Here is a 16,730-nt window from a genome sequence, read left to right on the forward strand (position 1 = left end):
CGGCCGAGTGAGCTTCGCGTGGGGAACGTTGTCCACCGAACCGAAGGAAAGCCGTTTCATGCGCAGCACCATCGTCCGCCGTACCGCCGTCGCCGCCTCCGCCGTCTCGCTCGCGCTGCTCGTCGGCGCCTGCGGCTCGTCCGACAAGCCCGCCGCCGAGGCCTCCGCCGAGGGCAAGGAGAAGGGCAAGGAGAGCACGACCGCGGGCAAGGTCCTCACCAAGGCCGAGCTGGACAAGCTCATCCTGGCCGAGAGCGACCTGAAGGACCACAAGGTCGCCAACGCCTCCGAGGGCGACCTCGCCTCGGTCAAGGCCGCCACCACCGACAAAGCCGAGTGCAAGCCGCTCCTCGACGCCATGACGCTCCAGTCCGGTGGCAAGCCCGCCGCGACCGCGGTGCGCAAGATCATGGGGATGCCGCCGAAGCCGGCCGAGAACGCCTCGCCGGAGGAGAAGGCCAAGGCCGGCCTGGCCGCCCTCGGCGGAACCATCACGTCCGACGTCCTCGGCTCCTACGAGGGCAAGGGCGCCCAGGAGGCCCTCGCCAAGCTGACCGCCGCGGGCAAGGCCTGCACCGGCGGATTCACCATGATCGTCGGCTCGGACAAGACGAAGATCGCCAAGGTGGAGCCCGCCACGTTCAGTGGCGGCGACGAGGCCGTGGCCTTCACCCTGACGCTCGACGCGGACGGCTCGAGCGGCACGACCCACGTGGTGGCGACGCGCAAGGGCAGCACGCTCGCGACCTTCTTCGCCATGAGCCTCGCCGGCAAGGCGGAGCAGCCGAAGGCTGTCGCCGACGCGCAGCTGGGCAAGCTTGGCTGAACGGTTCGGGATCGAACCCGTCCGTAGTTTCATGGCTGTACCCGTGGCTCCGCCTCTGTTTGAGGTGGGGCCACGGGTGTATGTACGGGCGGATCTTTTGGCTGCGGGCCGTCCGGCCGCCTGCGGCGGCGGGCGCCCTGCGGGCGCGTCCTCAATCGCCGGACGGGCTTGTTTTGGCTGGCCTTAGCGGACAGGCTCAGCCCACCAAGCCCGTCCGGCGATTGAGGACACGGCACCGCAGCCCGTCCGGCGATTGAGGACACAGCGCCGCGCGGCGACCAGAACGTCGATTTCTGGATCATCCGTAACAGATCGAATTGTTACGCTGGCGGCATGACTGCCATGGCCCCCACCCACACCGAACCCGACCTCTCGTTTCTGCTCGATCACACCAGCCACGTGCTGCGCACGCAGATGTCGGCGGCGTTGGCCGGGATCGGGCTGACCGCGCGCATGCACTGCGTGCTGGTTCACGCCCTGGAGGAGGAGCGCACTCAGGCCCAGCTCGCAGAGATCGGTGACATGGACAAGACCACGATGGTGGTGACGGTGGACGCCCTGGAAGAGGCCGGGCTCGCCGAGCGCCGGCCGTCGGCGCGGGATCGGCGGGCTCGGATCATCGCGGTCACCGAGGAGGGGGCCCGGGTCGCCGCGCGGAGTCAGGAGATCGTCGACCGGGTGCACGAGGAGGCGCTGGCGGCGCTTCCGGAGGCTGATCGCAAGGCCCTGTTGCGCGCACTGAACCTGCTGGTCAGCGGGCATCTCGCCGTTCCGGTCGAGGGTCCTCGGGCGGCCCGGCGGGCCCGTCAGCGCGAGAAGTGACGGGGCGGACGAGAGCACTGGCTCCGAAATAGATCGTCTACAACAAAACAATCTGCTACGGTCACTCCTGTCATCCGACTGACAGGAGAGGCCCCGCCATGTCCGCCGCACCCGCTCGTCCTTCCCCCGCCGTGCCGACTGCCCCCCTTCCACGAGAGCGGGCGCGAGGACGGTCGCGTTGGGCCGCTCTCGGTGTCCTCGCCACGGGGATGCTGATGACGGTCCTCGACGGCAGCATCGTGACGGTGGCGATGCCGGCCATCCAGAGCGATCTGGGGTTCTCGCCCGCCGCTCTCAGCTGGGTCGTCAACGCCTACCTGGTCGCGTTCGGCGGTCTGCTGCTGCTCGCCGGGCGGCTCGGTGATCTGCTCGGCCGCAAGCGTGTGTTCCTGGCGGGGACCGCGGTGTTCACCGCGGCCTCGCTGCTGGCGGGCGTGGCCGCGTCCCCCGCGGTGCTGATAGCCGCCCGGTTCCTGCAGGGCGTCGGCAGCGCGCTGGCCTCCGCGGTCGGTCTGGGCATTCTCGTCACGCTGTTCACCGATCCGCGCGAACGCGCCAAGGCCATCGCCGTGTTCAGCTTCACCGGCGCGGCCGGTGCCTCGCTCGGCCAGGTGCTCGGCGGGGTGCTGACCGACGCGCTCGACTGGCACTGGATCTTCTTCATCAATCTGCCGATCGGGCTCGCGGCCCTCGCCTTCGCCGTGCCCGCGCTGCCCGCCGACCGCGGGGCGGGGCGCAGGGCCGGGGCCGACGCCCTCGGGGCCCTGCTCGTCACGGCGGGGCTGATGCTCGGGATCTACACCGTCGTCAAGGTCGAGGATTACGGCTGGACTTCGGCGCACACCCTCGGCCTCGGCGCCCTCGCCGTCGTGCTGCTCGCCGCGTTCGTCGTCCGCCAGGCCACCAGCGCGGCGCCGCTCATGCCGCTGCGGATCCTCCGGTCGCGCAGCGTCGTGGGCGCCAACCTCGTCCAGGTCCTCATGGTGGCCGCGCTCTTCTCCTTCCAGATCCTCGTCGCCCTCTATATGCAGAAGGTCCTCGGCTACGGCGCGGCCGGAACCGGTCTGGCGATGCTTCCGGCGGCGGCGGTCATCGGCGCGGTGTCACTGGGCGTCTCCGCCCGTCTGAACGCGCGCTTCGGCGAGCGCAACGTCCTGCTGGCCGGGCTCGTCCTGCTCGTCGGGGTCCTCGGGTGGCTCACCCGTCTGCCGGTGCACGCGAACTACCTCGTCGACCTGCTCCCGGTGATGCTGCTCGCCGCCGGCTTCGGGCTCGCGCTCCCGGCGCTGACCACTCTGGGCATGTCGGACGCGGGAGGCGAGGACGCCGGGCTCGCCTCCGGGCTCTTCAACACCACCCAGCAGATCGGCATGGCCCTGGGCGTCGCGGTGCTCTCCACCCTGGCCGCCTCCCGCACCGACGCCCTCCGCGCGGCCGGACGCGGCCCGGCCGAGGCGCTGACCGGCGGCTACCACCTGGCGTTCACCGTGGGCGCGGGGCTCCTCGTCGCCGCCTTCGCGGTCGCCTTCACCGTGCTGCGCCGGCCCGGGCGCGAGGTGCCGGCCGAGCGGGCGGCCGCCGAGCACGTCACGGCCGCCTGATCCGCCTCCGGCCCGGCGGGCGCCGGGTCAGGCGGGGCCGTCGAGGGACTCCAGGAGATCGCGGAGTCCCTCGGCGAGCGCGTCCCGCCGAGGGCGCGAGAGTGCGGAGAGGATGCGTTCCTCGTTGGCGACGTGATCGGGCAGGGCCCGGTCGATGAGGGCGAGGCCCTCCTCGGTGAGGGTGACGTCCACGACGCGGCCGTCCGAAGCACTCGGTGTGCGGGTCACCAGGCCCCGGGCCTCCAGCCGGTCGAGACGCTGGGTGATGGCCCCTGAGGTGACCATCGACGACCGCATCAGCCCGGCGGGGGTCAGGGAGTACGGCGGCGGCCCGCTGCGGCGCAAGGTGGCCAGCACGTCGAAGGACGCCTTGTCGAGGCCGTGCGCGGCGAACGTGCGGTTCAGCTCGGTGTCGATCAGCCGGTGCAGCCGCGACAGCCGTCCGATCACCGCCATCGGCGAGACGTCCAGGTCGGGGCGGCGCTCGGCCCACTGCTCCAGTACGCGGTCCACGTGATCTGCCATGAATCCAGTCTAGCCATTTCCCTTAGCGGTGAGATACATTGTCTTAGTGCTAAGCAATCGCCTTGGGATCATCCTCGTGACCGCGCTGGCGCCCGCCATCTGGGGCACCACCTACCTCGTCACCACCGAACTGCTGCCGCCGGGACGCCCCCTGCTGGCCGCCGTGGTGCGCGCCCTGCCGGCGGGCCTCCTGCTCGTGGCGATCACCCGGCGGCTGCCGCGCGGCGTGTGGTGGTGGCGCTCACTGGTGCTCGGCGCCCTCAACATCGGCGCGTTCTTCGCCCTGCTGTTCGTCGCCGCCTACCGGCTGCCCGGCGGGGTCGCCGCCACCATCGGCTCCCTGCAGCCGCTGCTGGTCATCGGTCTGTCCGCCGGGCTGCTCGGCGAGCGGGTCTCCGCGCGCACCGCCCTCGCCGGCCTCGCGGGAGTGGGCGGCGTCAGCCTGCTCGTCCTGCGGGCCGACGCCCGGCTGGACGGCATCGGCGTCGCGGCCGCCGTCGCCAGCGCGGTGGTCATGGCCACCGGGATCGTCCTCAGCAAGCGGTGGACCTCGCCCGCGCCCCTCCTCGCGACCACCGGCTGGCAGCTCGTCGCGGGCGGCCTGCTGCTGCTCCCGGTCGCCCTCCTCGTCGAAGGACCGCCGCCGGCCACGCTCAGCACGGCGAACCTGGCCGGTTACGGCTACCTCACGATCATCGGCGCCGCCCTCGCCTACGTCCTGTGGTTCCGGGGCATCCGCGCCCTGTCCCCGACGAACGCGACGTTCCTCGGCCTCCTCAGCCCCCTGGTCGCCACCGCCCTGGGCTGGCTCGCGCTCGACCAGGAACTCACCGTGGGGCAGTCGGTGGGCGGGCTCGTCGTCCTCGGCGCCCTCGTCGTGGCACAGATACGCAAGCCCCAGCGGACCCCGCGGGCCGAAGCCCCGGTGGTCCCCGACCCGGCCCCGTCCGCCTCGTCCTCCCACTGACTCCCTTCGCCCTCCCCTTGCCCTCCCACCTCTTGTCCTCTCACCTCTGCGTCACCTCATCTCAAGGAGCTTGAAGACCATGCGCATCACCGTTTTCGGAGCAGCGGGAAACGTCGGCAGCCGCGTCGTGACCGAGGCCCTCTCGCGCGGCCACGAGGTCACCGCCGTCGTACGGAACTCCGCCCGCTTCCCCCAGCTGCCCGCCGGGGCGACGGCCCGCGTCGGTGACGCCTCGAACGCCGAGGACGTGGCCCGGCTGAGCACCGGCCAGGACGTCGTGATCGGCGCGACCCGCCCGGCACCCGGCAGCGAGGGCGAACTCGTCAAGGCCACCGAGGGGTTGCTCACCGGACTCGCCGGCACCGGTGTGCGGCTGCTGGTCGTCGGCGGCGCGGGCAGCCTGATAGTGCCCGGCACCGGCGGCACCACCGTCATCGACACCCCGGACTTCCCCGCCGACTGGCGCGGCATCGCCCTGGCCTGCAACGACCAGCTCGCCGCGTGCCGCGCGGAGACCGAGGTGGACTGGGCCTATCTGAGCCCGGCGGCCGTACTCGAGCCGGGGGTGCGCACCGGCACGTACCGGCTGGGCGGTGACGAACTGCTCGTCGACGAGGACGGCAACTCGGCGATCTCCATGGAGGATCTGTCGGTCGCCCTCCTGGACGAGGCCGAGCGGCCCCGGCACCACCGGACGAGGTTCACCGCCGCGTACTGACCGGCCGCGGACCCTTCGGCTGGGGCCCCCGGGGCTTGATATGGCTGGGGCTGGGCTCGGGCGCAGCAGGTCCGGCTCACACGGTCCGCCGGACACCGCCTAAGGTCGGCCCGGGAGGTGAGGTTCCATGAGCGGCGTTACCGGGAACACCCCGGCCACCGAGCCCGGCCGGCGGACGCCACGTCCGCGACGCCGGCTGAGGACGGCCGCACTGATCGGGTGCGGGGCGGCCCTGGCCGGCGTGGCCGTGCTCGTCGTGGCGCGGGCCCTGTCGCTGGACGACGGGACGTGGCTGGCGATGCCGATGGCGGGGTTCCCGTACGTCGTGGCCGGCACCCTGGTCGTGCTGATCGCGCTGCTGGCCCTGCGCTCATGGTGGGCCGTGGCGGTGGCGGCCGTGCTGGTCGCGGTGGAACTGACGTGGATGGTTCCCCGGTTCGTCCCCGACCGGGACGACGTGCCGGCGGGCGCACCGCGGTTGCGGGTGGCCACGAGCAACGCCCATGTGGGCGCGGTCGATCCCGAGGCGCTCGTCCGACTCGTCCGCACCGAGCGGCTGGACGTGCTGGCCATGGAGGAGTTGACGCCCCGGGCGATCGAGGCGCTCGACAAGGCGGGCCTGGCACGGCTGATGCCGTACCGCGAGCTGCACCCCGAAGCGGACTCCTCGCTGTACTCCCGGCTGCCGCTCACGGGCGGCGGTCCGCTGCGCGGCCGGGACACGGTGTGGCCGCAGACGACGGCCGCCGTCGAGGTGGGCGGGCGCTCGGTACGGCTGGTGGCGGTCCACACGCTCTACCCGCTGGGCGACGCCCGGCGCTGGGCCCGGGACATGCGGGAACTGGGGGCCGAGGCCGCGGACTCGGGCCGGGACACGGTGTTCCTCGGCGACTTCAACGCGACCCTCGACCACGCGCCCATGCGCGAGCTGCTGTCCGAGGGGCTCACGGACACCCACGCGGAACTCGGCCACGGCTGGGCCCCGACCTGGCCGGCCGACGCCTCGGGCGTGCCGTCGTTGCTCCAGCTCGACCATGTCCTGCACGGGAGTGGGCTGGCGGCGGTCTCGGTCACCGAACGCACCTTGCGGGGTTCCGATCACCGGGCGGTGGTCGCGGAGCTGGCGCTCGTCGAGTAGGTGGCTGAGGGTGTCCCTGCCGGTGGCCCTGCGGGCCGGGCTGGGCGGTCTGTCGGCCGCGGCCCCGTTGTGCCGCCTGCGGCGGCGAGCGCCCTGCGGGCGCGTCCTCAATCGCCGGACGGGCTTGATTTGGCTGACCTCAGCCGAAGCCTGTCCGTCGGGCGACTGCCGGTGGCCCTGCGGGCCGGGCGGGGCGGGTCTGTCGGCCGGGGGCTGCCTGTGCCGCCTGCGGCGGGCGCCCTGCGGGCGCGTCCTCAATCGCCGGACGGGCTGGTTTGGTTGGCCTCAGGCGACACCTGCCCGTCTGGCGGCTGCGCGGGACTGTCGGCCTTGCGCCGGACAGGCTTGATTTGGCTGAGGTCGGCCAATCAGCCCGTCCGGCGCTTGAGGACACAGCACAGCAGCCCGTCCGGCGATTGAGGACGCGCCCGTAGGCCGCCCGTCGCGGGCGGCAACGGTGCGGCCCGTAGCCGAAGACCCGCCGGCCAGGCGAGACGCTCCGCGCAAGACCCCCGTGCCTGCGCGGAGCGAAGCGGCACACCGTGGGCCTCAGTTGCCGTACGGGCGCACGGCGCGGGCCTCGCGCAGGGCCAGGGCCCACCAGGTGAGCTGGTCGAGCATGACCTTCGCGGCACCGGCGGCGGCCGTGCCGGCCTCCTCGTCCAGGTGCCGGCCGTTGTCGTCGAACTTGCCCCACGGGCTGTGGAAGCTGATCGTCTCGCGGATGGTCACCGCGTGCAGCTCGGCGAAGACCGGGCGCAGGTGCTCGACGGCGCGCAGACCGCCGGAGAGACCGCCGTAGGAGATGAAGCCGACCGGCTTGGCCTGCCACTGGGTGTAGTGCCAGTCGATGAGGTTCTTCACCGAGGCCGGGTAGCTGTGGTTGTACTCGGGGGTGATGACGACGAAGGCGTCGGCCTCGGCGAGTCGCGGGGACACCTTGGCGAGGAGGGCGGCGGCCTCCGGGCCGGGGTCGCTGGACAGGTTCACCGGCAGCGGGTGGTCGGCGAGGTCTATGACGTCCACCTCGATGTCGGTGCGCTGGGCGGTCTGCTCGGCGAACCAGCCGGCCACCGTGGGGCCGAAGCGGCCCTCGCGGGTGGAGGCGACGACAACGGCGAGGCGGTACGGGCTGTCGGACATGGGGTCCCCCCTGGCTGACGGAATCTCGGCTTGTGCGGCGGTCGGTGGGGCCGCCGAGAAGAAGCTTCCAACCTCAAGCATGGTTGAGGTCAAGGATCTTCGATCGGTCCAGGGCAAGTGCCCCGGGAAGTCCGGTATTTCCCGGGGTGCTCGTCCCATCGACCGTGCCGGCCCGGGGAGCCGGATCAGAAGACGTCCGGGCACCACGGCCGCCGCGCCGTGCGCAGCAGCGTGTCCGCGAGGGTGAGCGCGCCGGGCCGCTCCTCGGTGATCCGGCCCAGGGCGCCGAGCCGGGTGGCGGACTCGTCGCCGAGGTACAGGGCGCCCAATGCGCCGACGGGCAGCGTGAGATCGGCCGTGCGGGTGGTCGGGGCGCAGGAGGCGCCGTCCGGTCCGGCCTCCAGGAGGTAGCGGCCGGCGGCGAGCCCGTCCGGGTCGGTGACCTCGAGGACGAGGGAGCCCGTGGTGGGGTACGTGCGGGCCTTGAGCAGCGCCGGCACGTCGAGGGGGCGCAGCCACAGGAAGTCGGCGTGGGTGACGGTGCGGGCCGCGCGCGGGTCGGGCAGCAGGAGCGGCAGCAGGTCGTCGGGGGCACGGAGGCCGGTGCGCAGGGTGATGACCCAGTCGATGGACAACAGGAAGTGCCACAGGGCGCGTTCGGCCTCGGGGGTGACCGCGAAGCAGTCGCGGACGGTGGCCGTGACCCGGGACAGCTTGGCCTCCCACGTCTCGTCCGCGGTGTAGACGAGCAGACCGTCGACGCTGCCGGTGGGGGAGCGGTGGACGGCGTAGAAGGGTTCCGTCCAGGGCGTGTTGGGGTGGGCCAGCTCGCCCGTGCGGGTCTGCCACCACTGGGTGTCGCGGTCGATGACGCCGTGCCGGGCCGCGCGCAGCCGTTCGTGCAGGGCCTGGCCCGACTTCCTGGCCTCGGTGCCGTCGACGAGATCGACGCGGCCACCGTCCGCCGGGCCCGCGTAGCGTCGGTCGAGCCCGGCGCGGGGAACGTCGATCTCCCACTCCGTGACCCAGGTGGCCGGCCCGTAGCCGTACCGGCCGTAGATCGGGTACTCGGCGGAGATCAGCGTCGAGGCGGCCTCGCCGCGCTCCTTGGCAGCCCGCAGGTCGCGGTCCATCATGCGGCTGAGCAGGCCGCGCCTGCGGTGCGTGGGGGAGACGGTGACGTTGGAGACCGCGTCCACCGTCACCGCGGCCCCTCCGGGCACGGTGATCCGCTGCGCGAAGCTGCGGAACGTGGCGACGCAGCGCCCGTCGTCGAAGGCGCCCTGGGCGCGCCCGGGGGCGATGTGCGCGCGCCGGAACCCGACCTCCTCCTTGGTCACCACGGGGGGACGGAGAAAGCCGGTGCGCATGGCCCGGCACCAGTCGGGGAGGTCGGATTCTTCGATCGCGCGGACGTCGAGGCTCATACCGGCACGCTAGGCAACCGGCGGAGCGGGCCGCACACGAATTTCCCCGCGGCCCGCGCGGGGCGCATGGCGTGCGCCCCCGGGTCCGTCAGAACGCCGCCCGGATCGAGCCCACCCGCTCCGCGCCGCCCAGCAGCGGCATCTCGCCGATGCGGGCCACGACGGGGGAGTCGACGCCGAGCAGCTCCAGGGCACGGGCCAGGACGGGGCCCATGGCGCGCGGGGCGCCGTCGTCGATCTTGAAGGCGAGGGCGCGGCCGTCCGGGAAGGCCACGGCCTGCACCGACTCGGCACCCATCTTCGACAGCACGCCGGGCACCTCCCGCATCAGCCAGGTGTCGGGGCGGCGGGTGCCGGCCACGTACTCCGGGTGGGCGCGCATCGCGTCCGCCACCCGGCGCTCGGGCGTACCCGGGGCGGCCAGTACGAAGCTGCGGAAGGCCCGGGCGAGGCCGGTGAGGGTCAGGGCCATCAGCGGGGCGCCACAGCCGTCCGTACCGACGTGGGCGACGCGCTCGCCGCTCGCCTCCTGCACGACCTCCAGGACCAGGCGCTGGAGCGGGTGCGCGGGGTCGAGGTAGGAGTCCAGCGGCCAGCCGTTGGCGGCGCTGGTGGCGATCATGGCCGCGTGCTTGCCGGAGCAGTTCATGGTGACGCGGTCGCGGACCTGGCCGGACGCCAGGTAAGACTCCGCTTCGACCGGGTCCAGCGGCAGGTCGGGCGGGGTCCGCAGATCGCTCTCCCGGAGGCCGAACTCGGAGAGCATCGTGCGCACCAGCTCCAGGTGGAAGCTCTCGCCGGAATGGCTGGCCGCGGCCAGGGCCAGGCGCTCGCCGGACAGCTCCAGCCCGGCCCGCAGCATGGCGGCGGCCTGCATGGGCTTGTTGGCCGAACGCGGGTAGACCGGGGCCGCCGGCTCGCCGAGTGCCAGCTCGACGCTGCCGTCGGCGGCCAGCACCACCAGCGAGCCGCGGTGGTGGCCCTCGACGAAGCCGGAACGTACGACCTCGGCGAGGACCGGGGGTATGCCGTGGGTGGTGGCGGGGGAGGACGCGAGGGGCGAGGAGGTCATCGTCGACTTTCCGGAGGGAGGTGGTGCGGACCGCCCCCCCGGGGGTCTCAGGAGAGGAGGTCGTCTACTTGTGCTTCCCCTTCACGGTACCTGCGGGCGATCTCGGCACTGCAATCGTCGGTCGTGCGCTGCAGCTGCCGGCGGCGGCCGGAGACCTGCCGCTCGTACGCCGCGAGGCGGGCCATTCCCTCGTGCAGCTCGTGGTCCGTCCGGGCGGCCAGGTCGGACAGCTCCACCTCGGAGAGCATGTCCTCGGCCAGCCGCCGGAACTCCTCGCCGTGCGGTGTCCCGAGCGTCACATGACGGGCGGAGGAACGGTGGGCGGACGGCTCGTCCGCGAGGATCTCCGACAGCCGGTCCACGACGAGCCGCTCCATGAGGGGCGAGCCGGGAGTGGTCCGGCGCGCCAGCTCGGCCCGCAGGATGTCGATGCGGCCCTGGAGCATCCGCCGCACATAGCTGAGGTCCGCCTCGTCGCGCTGGGCGTCCCGGCGCACCGCGCGCAGCTCCGCGAGCCGCAGATCGCCCAGCCGGCGCACGGGGACGTCCGCGAGCCTGCCGGAACGCTGGCTCGGCGGGCGGGGGTTCAGACTGTCCACTGCCTTGAGCATGGGGCCGTCCTCGGTGGGTGTGGGCATGCGTATCCGTCCCCTCGGGCGGTGTGCGGTCACATCACGATGCCCGCATGCGCACCGCCTGTACGCATCGTGCCACTGTGTCCGCCCCGCCCGCAGGGCCTCTGCACCCGAACAGCCCTGGATGGACGCAGGGCATCATGGTCCGTATGCGTGCAGTGGTGCAGAGAGTGGACGGCGCGAGCGTCGCCGTGGACGGTGCGGTCGTCGGCGAGATCCTCGGCGAGGGGTTGTGTGTGCTTGTCGGAGTGACGCACGAGGACACTGAGGCGAAGGCCGAGCAGCTGGCGCGCAAGCTGTGGTCGCTGCGGATCCTGGACGACGAGAAGTCCTGCTCGGACGTGGGCGCACCGCTGCTGGTGATCTCGCAGTTCACTCTCTACGGTGACGCCCGCAAGGGCCGCCGCCCCACCTGGAACGCCGCGGCCCCGGGCCCGGTGGCGGAACCGTTGGTCGACGAGCTGGTCACCCGCCTACGAGCCCTGGGCGCCGAAGTGGCCACGGGCCGCTTCGGCGCGGACATGAAGGTGACCTTGACGAACAACGGCCCGTTCACGGTGCTTCTGGAGGTCTGAGGGGGGATGTGAGGCTGCCTCCCGGCAGGAGGCCGCACCCATCTCCGCCGCCGGGCCGCCTCCCGGCGGGGGGCGTGTGCAAGGGGCCCGGCCCCATAGATCCGCCGCGGCGGCGCCGCGCCCCGATGGTGGCTTTCGGCGGTGCCGAGCCTCCTGGCCGGAGGCCGTAGGGCACCGCCGGGCCGCGCTCGCTCGGCTGGTCGCCGTGGCGGCGGAGATGGGGGCGGGGCTGCCTCTCGGCGGGGGCGTGTGCAAGGGGCAGGCCCCTTGAGTCCGCCGCCGAACTCCCGGCGGGGGCGCCGTACGGGGCCGGGCCCCTAAATCCGCCGCGGCGGTGCCGCGCCCCGACGGCGGCTTCCGGCGGTGCCGAGCCTCCTGGCCGGAGGCCGCGGGGCCGCCTCCGGCGGGGGCGTGTGGAAGGGGCCCGGGCCCATAGATCCGCCGCGGCGGTGGCGCGCCCCGATGGCGGCTTCCGGCGGTGCCGAGCTTCCCGGCCGGAGGCCGTAGGGCACCGCCGGGCCGCGCTCGCTCGGCTGGTCGCCGTTGCGGCGGAGAGGAGTGCCGGGCCGCCGCCCGGCGGGGGGCGTGTGCAAGGGGCCCGGCCCCTTGCAGGCTGCCGCCGAACCCCCGGCCGGAGGCCGCACGGTGGCCAACGCTACGGTTCGACCACGACCTCCTGCGCCGCCGCCGTGCCGTCGCCGGCCACGAGGGGCGCGTCCAGGGGGACGTTGCGCTTCACCAGGGCCAGGGCGATCGGGCCCAGTTCGTGGTGGCGGGCCGAGGTGGTGACGAAGCCCAGTTGGCGGCCCTCCGGGCCGTCCGCCGCGAGGCGGATCGGCGCGCCGTGGCCCGGCAGCTTCACGTCGCTGCCGTCCAGGTGGAGGAAGACCAGCCGGCGCGGCGGCTTCCCCAGGTTGTGGACGCGGGCGACCGTCTCCTGGCCGCGGTAGCAGCCCTTCTGCAGATGGACCGCCGTGCCGAGCCAGCCCAGCTCGTGGGGGATCGTGCGGTGATCGGTCTCCAGACCGAGCCGCGGCCGGTGTGCCTCGACGCGCAGCGCCTCGTGGGCGAGGGAGCCGGCCGCCGGGCCGTGCGCGGCCGCGAACGCCGTCAGCTCCGCGCGCGGCAGGAACAGGTCCCGGCCGTGCGGTGTCTCGCGGGCCACGACGCCCTCGGGCGTCCCGGCGATCGAGCCCGCCGGGAGGTGGACCACGGCGAAGTCGTCCGTACGGTCGGCGACCTCGACCCGGTAGAAGAACTTCATGCTCTCCAGGTAGGCGATCAGGTCGCCCTGGGTGCCGGGCTCCACATGGGCCCAGGTCGTCTCCCCGTCGTCCACCAGGTACAGCGCGTGCTCGATGTGGCCGTGCGCGGAGAGGATCAGGGCCTCCGTGGCCTGACCGGCCGGGAGGGCGCTCACGTGCTGGGTGATCAGCAGGTGCAGCCAGCTCAGCCGGTCGTCGCCGGTGACGGTGACCACTCCGCGGTGCGAGAGGTCCACGAAACCGGTCCCGCCGGCGAGGGCGCGCTGCTCGCGGAACAGATCACCGTAGTGCGCGGCGACACCCTCGTCCGGCCCCTCGGCGGGAACGGCACCGGGCAGCGACAGCAGGGGGCTGGCATTCGTATGACGCGGCATGCGGACAAGCCTACGACCCGGCGGGCGGCGCTTTCGCGGAGCACTTGGCGCACTGCCCGAAGATCGCGAAGTGCTTCATGTCCGTCTCGAAGCCGAACGTCTCGCGCAGCGCCGCCGTGAAGGGCCCGGCGACCGACAGATCGGCCTCGATCACGTCCGTGCAGTCCCGGCACACGAGGTGTATGTGGTGGTGCCGGTCGGCCAGGTGGTACGTGGGCGCGCCGTGCCCGAGGTGGGCATGGCTGACCAGCCCCAGCTCCTCCAGCAGCTCCAGCGTCCGGTAGACCGTGGAGATGTTGACCCCGCCCGCGGTCTTGCGGACCTCGGTGAGGATGTCGTCCGGGGTCGCGTGCTCCAGCCGGTCCACCGCCTCCAGCACGAGCTGGCGCTGCGGGGTCAGCCGGTAGCCGCGCTTACGGAGATCGCTCTGCCAGTCGGTGTCCACCACGCCCCCAGTCTAGGGCGTGTCCGGGCGGGCGGGCCGGGGCCGGCTCAGCCCTCGCGGACCCCCTCCAGGTAACGCGACAGCGCGGCGATGGCCGCCGGGTTGCGGGGACTCTCGACGAGATCGACGTAGTCGAGGACGAAGATGCGGTCGTTCTTGACCGCCGAGACGCCCGCGAGCGGGGGGAAGGACTTCAGGAACTTCTTCTTCTGCTCCGCCGTGACGTCACCGTAGTTGTTGATCACGATGACGTCCGGGTTCCGGTCCACGACCGTCTCCCAGCTGACCGACACCCAGGAGTCCTTGAGGTCCTTCATCACATGGTCGCCGCCGGCCTTGGTGATGATGTCGTGCGGCCCGGCGTACACGCCGGAGGTCAGCGGCTTGTCCCGGCCGTCGTCGTAGAGGAAGACACTCGGCCGCTCGCCGTCCTTCGGGATCCGTGCCTGGGCGTCGGCGACCTGCTTCTTGAACCCGGCGACGAGCTTCGCCGCGCGGTCCTCGACGTCGAAGACCTTCCCCAGCGTCTCCAGGTCGGTGTACAGCGCCTCCAGCGGCGGCATCACACCACGGGACTTGGCGTCGCCGCCGTTGCGGCAGGACTCGGTCAGGACGTAACTGCCGATGCCGAGCTTCTTCAACGAGGCGGGGGTGAACCCGCCGCCCTCGTTGAAGCCGTAGTTCCAGCCCGCGAAGACCAGATCGGCCTTCGCGTCGAGGACGATCTCCTTGGTGATCTCCTTCTTCGACAGCCACTTCACCTTCCGGTAGCCGTCCTTCCACGCCACGGCCTCGCGGTCACCCTTGTAGTCCGGTGCCACATAGCCCGCCATGTGGTCCTCCAGGCCCAGCGCGAACATGATCTCCGCGATGCCGACGTCGTTGGTCACCACCCGCCGCGGCGCCTTGTCGTACGTCGTCTTCACCCCGCAGTTCTCGATGGTCACCGGGTAGTGCCCCGTGCTTCCCCCGGCCCCCTCGGCGTGCTCACCGGCCGCGGAGTCGTCGACCTTCGCACCGCAGCCCGCGAGGGCGACGGCGGCGACGAGCGCGGTGAGGGTACGGGCGGTACGGGCGGCGGCGGTGGCCATGGCGCGTCCTTAGGGGGTGGGAATACGGTCGAAGAGCAGTTGCGGGACACCGGACTCCGGGTGCGGCACGCGGTGCGCCCGGACGCCGAAGACGTCGGCGAGCAGCTCGGCGGTCAGCACGTCGTGCGGTGGCCCGGAGGCCACGATGCGGCCGTCGGCGATGACATACAGGGCGTCGCAGTGGGTGGCGGCCAGATTGAGGTCGTGCAGCGCGGCCAGCACGGTCAGCCCGGAGTCGCGCACCAGCGCCAGGACCTCCAGTTGCTGCGCGATGTCCAGGTGGTTCGTCGGCTCGTCCAGGACCAGCACCTTCGGCTGCTGCGCCAGGGCCCGGGCGATCAGCACCCGCTGTTTCTCCCCGCCCGACAGGGTCAGGAAGCCCCGCTCGGCGAGGTGGGCCGCACCGACCCGTTCCAGGGCGCCCGCGCAGACCTCGGTGTCGGTGGCCGTGACGCGCCCGGCGGCGCTCTGGTGCGGCAGCCGTCCCATGGCGACGATCTCGGTGACGGTGAAGTCGAACTCGCTCGCCGACTCCTGCGGCAGCGCCGCCAGTCTGCGGGCGCCCTCCCGGGCGTCCAGCGCGCGCAGGTCGTCACCGTCGAGGAGGACGCGCCCCGAGACCGGCCGCAGGGCGCGGTAGACACAGCGCAGCAGAGTGGACTTGCCACTGCCGTTGGGTCCGACCAGGCCGACGAACTGTCCGCTGTCCGCCCGCAGTCCGACGTCCGAGACGAGCCGGGCGCCCGCGATCTCGACCGACAGGTCCTCGATGTCGACGCGCATGCTCAGGCCCCTCCGAAGGTGTATCCGCGGCGCCGCATGAGCAGCACGAAGCACGGCACGCCGATGACGGCGGTGATCGCGCCGACCGGCAGTTCCACGGGTGCCAGCAGCAGCCGGGAGACGATGTCGACCCACAGCAGCAGCACCGCGCCCAGCAGCGGAGCGACGGTCAGCACCCGGCGGTGGTCGGCGCCCACGAGGATGCGGGTGACGTGCGGGACCATCAGGCCGACGAAGCCGATCGCACCGCTGACGGCGACGACGGCGCCCGTGACGGCGGCCGTGACGACGAACAGCCGTCTGCGCAGCCGCTCGGGGTCCACGCCCAGCGCGGTGGCCGTCTCGTCCCCCATGGCGAGGGCGTTCAGGTTCCGCGCCGACCAGAGCAGGTAGCCGAGCCCGGCCGCGACGGCGGCCGCCGCGATGGGCACCGACGCCCAGGTGGCGCCGCCGAGGCTGCCGAGCAGCCACATCATGGCCGAGCGGGCCGCCTCGCCGCGGTCGGCGCTGAAGACCATCAAGGTGGTGACGGCGGCGAAACCGTAGTGCATGGCGGTGCCGGTCAGCACCAGCCGCAGCGGGGTCAGCCCGTGCGCGGTGCGCGCGGCCGCGTAGACGAGCAGCATGGCGGCGAGCGCGGAGGTGAACGCGGCGCCGGACAGCGCCCAGACGCCGAGCGAGCCGAGCGCCCCGAAGAGCAGCACGGAGTTCGCCCCGACGGCGGCGCCGGAGGAGATCCCGAGGACGAAGGGATCGGCGAGGGCGTTGCGGACCATGGCCTGGACGGCGACGCCGGTCGCGGAGAGCCCGGCGCCGACGACGGCGGCGAGCAGGGCGCGCGGGAAGCGCAGTTCCCAGATGATGGTGTAGGCGGAGACCTCGTCGGGTGCGATGGCCCCGCCGCTGAGCCCGGCCCACAGATAGCGCAGCGTCCTTGACCAGGTCACCCCGGAGGAGCCGAGCCCGACGCAGCACAGCAGCGAGCCGAGCAGGGCGGCCCCCAGCCCGGCCAGCAGGGGCGGCAGCGGCAGCCGGCGGGGCGCCGGCGGTGTGCCGGGTGGGCCCGTCGTGTTGGGAGAGGTGACCTGGGAGGGGATCCCCACGGGTGACGCCTTCGGCTCGGGCCGCTTCCCTGCGTCCCAAGGAGCGGCCCCGAGCGCGTTCCGCGGGGGCGTCCCCTCGCAGTCCACGGCGAGTTGTCAGGAGCTGACGCCGCCGCGGGTGATCGGGCTCGCGGGAGGACCGTGCAAGGTCCTCCCGCCTACCGTTGCGGGTCAGCGCCGGAATTCGACCGGACTTCCCCCGCGGGGCGTGGTGAGAGCG

At 72.9% G+C, this 16,730-nt stretch carries 17 protein-coding genes; 7 read left to right on the forward strand and 10 right to left on the reverse strand.

All coding sequences use genetic code 11. The annotated features are described in order from the left end of the window. Positions 1-58: 58 nt before the first annotated feature. The 3 genes from ACZ6MA_RS12370 (at position 59) to ACZ6MA_RS12380 (ending at position 3,249) form a co-directional block, all read left to right on the forward strand. Positions 59-826 (forward strand): hypothetical protein, encoded by a 768-nt coding sequence (locus ACZ6MA_RS12370; RefSeq protein ID WP_469433215.1) that lies wholly within the window; start codon positions 59-61, stop codon positions 824-826. Between the two features lie 333 nt (positions 827-1,159). Then, a complete protein-coding gene (locus tag ACZ6MA_RS12375; protein WP_469433216.1) occupies positions 1,160-1,648 on the forward strand; it encodes a MarR family winged helix-turn-helix transcriptional regulator in 489 nt (162 codons plus the stop codon). 98 nt (positions 1,649-1,746) lie between these two features. Beyond that, the gene (locus tag ACZ6MA_RS12380) at positions 1,747-3,249 is read left to right on the forward strand and encodes a DHA2 family efflux MFS transporter permease subunit (RefSeq protein WP_469433217.1); all 1,503 of its coding nucleotides are present in this window, start codon (positions 1,747-1,749) and stop codon (positions 3,247-3,249) included. A gap of 27 nt (positions 3,250-3,276) precedes the next feature. On the opposite strand, the gene ACZ6MA_RS12385 is transcribed toward ACZ6MA_RS12380, so the two are convergent. Then, positions 3,277-3,774, reverse strand: a complete 498-nt coding sequence (locus ACZ6MA_RS12385) for a MarR family winged helix-turn-helix transcriptional regulator (RefSeq protein ID WP_469433219.1) — start codon at positions 3,772-3,774, stop codon at positions 3,277-3,279. Between the two features lie 76 nt (positions 3,775-3,850). Between ACZ6MA_RS12385 and ACZ6MA_RS12390 the strand changes: the two genes are divergently transcribed. The 3 genes from ACZ6MA_RS12390 (at position 3,851) to ACZ6MA_RS12400 (ending at position 6,597) form a co-directional block, all read left to right on the forward strand. After that, the gene (locus tag ACZ6MA_RS12390) at positions 3,851-4,741 is read left to right on the forward strand and encodes an EamA family transporter (RefSeq protein ID WP_469433221.1); all 891 of its coding nucleotides are present in this window, start codon (positions 3,851-3,853) and stop codon (positions 4,739-4,741) included. A gap of 79 nt (positions 4,742-4,820) precedes the next feature. Then, a complete protein-coding gene (locus ACZ6MA_RS12395) occupies positions 4,821-5,459 on the forward strand; it encodes an NAD(P)-dependent oxidoreductase (protein ID WP_469433222.1) in 639 nt (212 codons plus the stop codon). A 127-nt stretch (positions 5,460-5,586) separates the two neighbouring features. Next, positions 5,587-6,597, forward strand: coding sequence for an endonuclease/exonuclease/phosphatase family protein (locus tag ACZ6MA_RS12400; protein WP_469433223.1), 1,011 nt, complete (start codon positions 5,587-5,589; stop codon positions 6,595-6,597). A gap of 549 nt (positions 6,598-7,146) precedes the next feature. On the opposite strand, the gene ACZ6MA_RS12405 is transcribed toward ACZ6MA_RS12400, so the two are convergent. From ACZ6MA_RS12405 to ACZ6MA_RS12420, 4 genes are all read right to left on the reverse strand, one after another. Beyond that, a complete protein-coding gene (locus ACZ6MA_RS12405; protein ID WP_469433225.1) occupies positions 7,147-7,740 on the reverse strand; it encodes an NADPH-dependent FMN reductase in 594 nt (197 codons plus the stop codon). 185 nt (positions 7,741-7,925) lie between these two features. Next, positions 7,926-9,167 (reverse strand): GNAT family N-acetyltransferase, encoded by a 1,242-nt coding sequence (locus ACZ6MA_RS12410; RefSeq protein WP_469433226.1) that lies wholly within the window; start codon positions 9,165-9,167, stop codon positions 7,926-7,928. Between the two features lie 88 nt (positions 9,168-9,255). After that, positions 9,256-10,239, reverse strand: a complete 984-nt coding sequence (locus tag ACZ6MA_RS12415; RefSeq protein ID WP_469433228.1) for an asparaginase — start codon at positions 10,237-10,239, stop codon at positions 9,256-9,258. A gap of 47 nt (positions 10,240-10,286) precedes the next feature. Then, positions 10,287-10,877, reverse strand: coding sequence for an RsiG family protein (locus ACZ6MA_RS12420; protein ID WP_469433230.1), 591 nt, complete (start codon positions 10,875-10,877; stop codon positions 10,287-10,289). Between the two features lie 146 nt (positions 10,878-11,023). On the opposite strand from ACZ6MA_RS12420, the gene dtd reads away from it, so the two are divergent. Further along, a complete protein-coding gene (dtd, locus tag ACZ6MA_RS12425; protein ID WP_469433232.1) occupies positions 11,024-11,449 on the forward strand; it encodes a D-aminoacyl-tRNA deacylase in 426 nt (141 codons plus the stop codon). 655 nt (positions 11,450-12,104) lie between these two features. Here dtd and ygfZ read toward each other — a convergent pair. Genes ygfZ through ACZ6MA_RS12450 form a run of 5 tightly spaced genes read right to left on the reverse strand, consistent with a single transcriptional unit; the run spans position 12,105 to position 16,504 of the window. Beyond that, a complete protein-coding gene (gene ygfZ, locus ACZ6MA_RS12430) occupies positions 12,105-13,088 on the reverse strand; it encodes a CAF17-like 4Fe-4S cluster assembly/insertion protein YgfZ (RefSeq protein WP_469433233.1) in 984 nt (327 codons plus the stop codon). A gap of 10 nt (positions 13,089-13,098) precedes the next feature. After that, positions 13,099-13,536, reverse strand: coding sequence for a Fur family transcriptional regulator (locus ACZ6MA_RS12435; RefSeq protein WP_469433235.1), 438 nt, complete (start codon positions 13,534-13,536; stop codon positions 13,099-13,101). A 44-nt stretch (positions 13,537-13,580) separates the two neighbouring features. Continuing rightward, positions 13,581-14,624, reverse strand: a complete 1,044-nt coding sequence (locus tag ACZ6MA_RS12440) for an ABC transporter substrate-binding protein (protein ID WP_469433237.1) — start codon at positions 14,622-14,624, stop codon at positions 13,581-13,583. 9 nt (positions 14,625-14,633) lie between these two features. Further along, on the reverse strand, positions 14,634-15,407 hold the full coding sequence (locus ACZ6MA_RS12445) for an ABC transporter ATP-binding protein (RefSeq protein WP_469433238.1): 774 nt from the start codon (positions 15,405-15,407) through the stop codon (positions 14,634-14,636). Between the two features lie 2 nt (positions 15,408-15,409). Then, the gene (locus tag ACZ6MA_RS12450; protein WP_469434072.1) at positions 15,410-16,504 is read right to left on the reverse strand and encodes a FecCD family ABC transporter permease; all 1,095 of its coding nucleotides are present in this window, start codon (positions 16,502-16,504) and stop codon (positions 15,410-15,412) included. Between the last annotated feature and the right edge of the window lie 226 nt (positions 16,505-16,730).

The sequence above is a fragment of the Streptomyces sp. NPDC042259 genome (genome assembly GCF_055582085.1).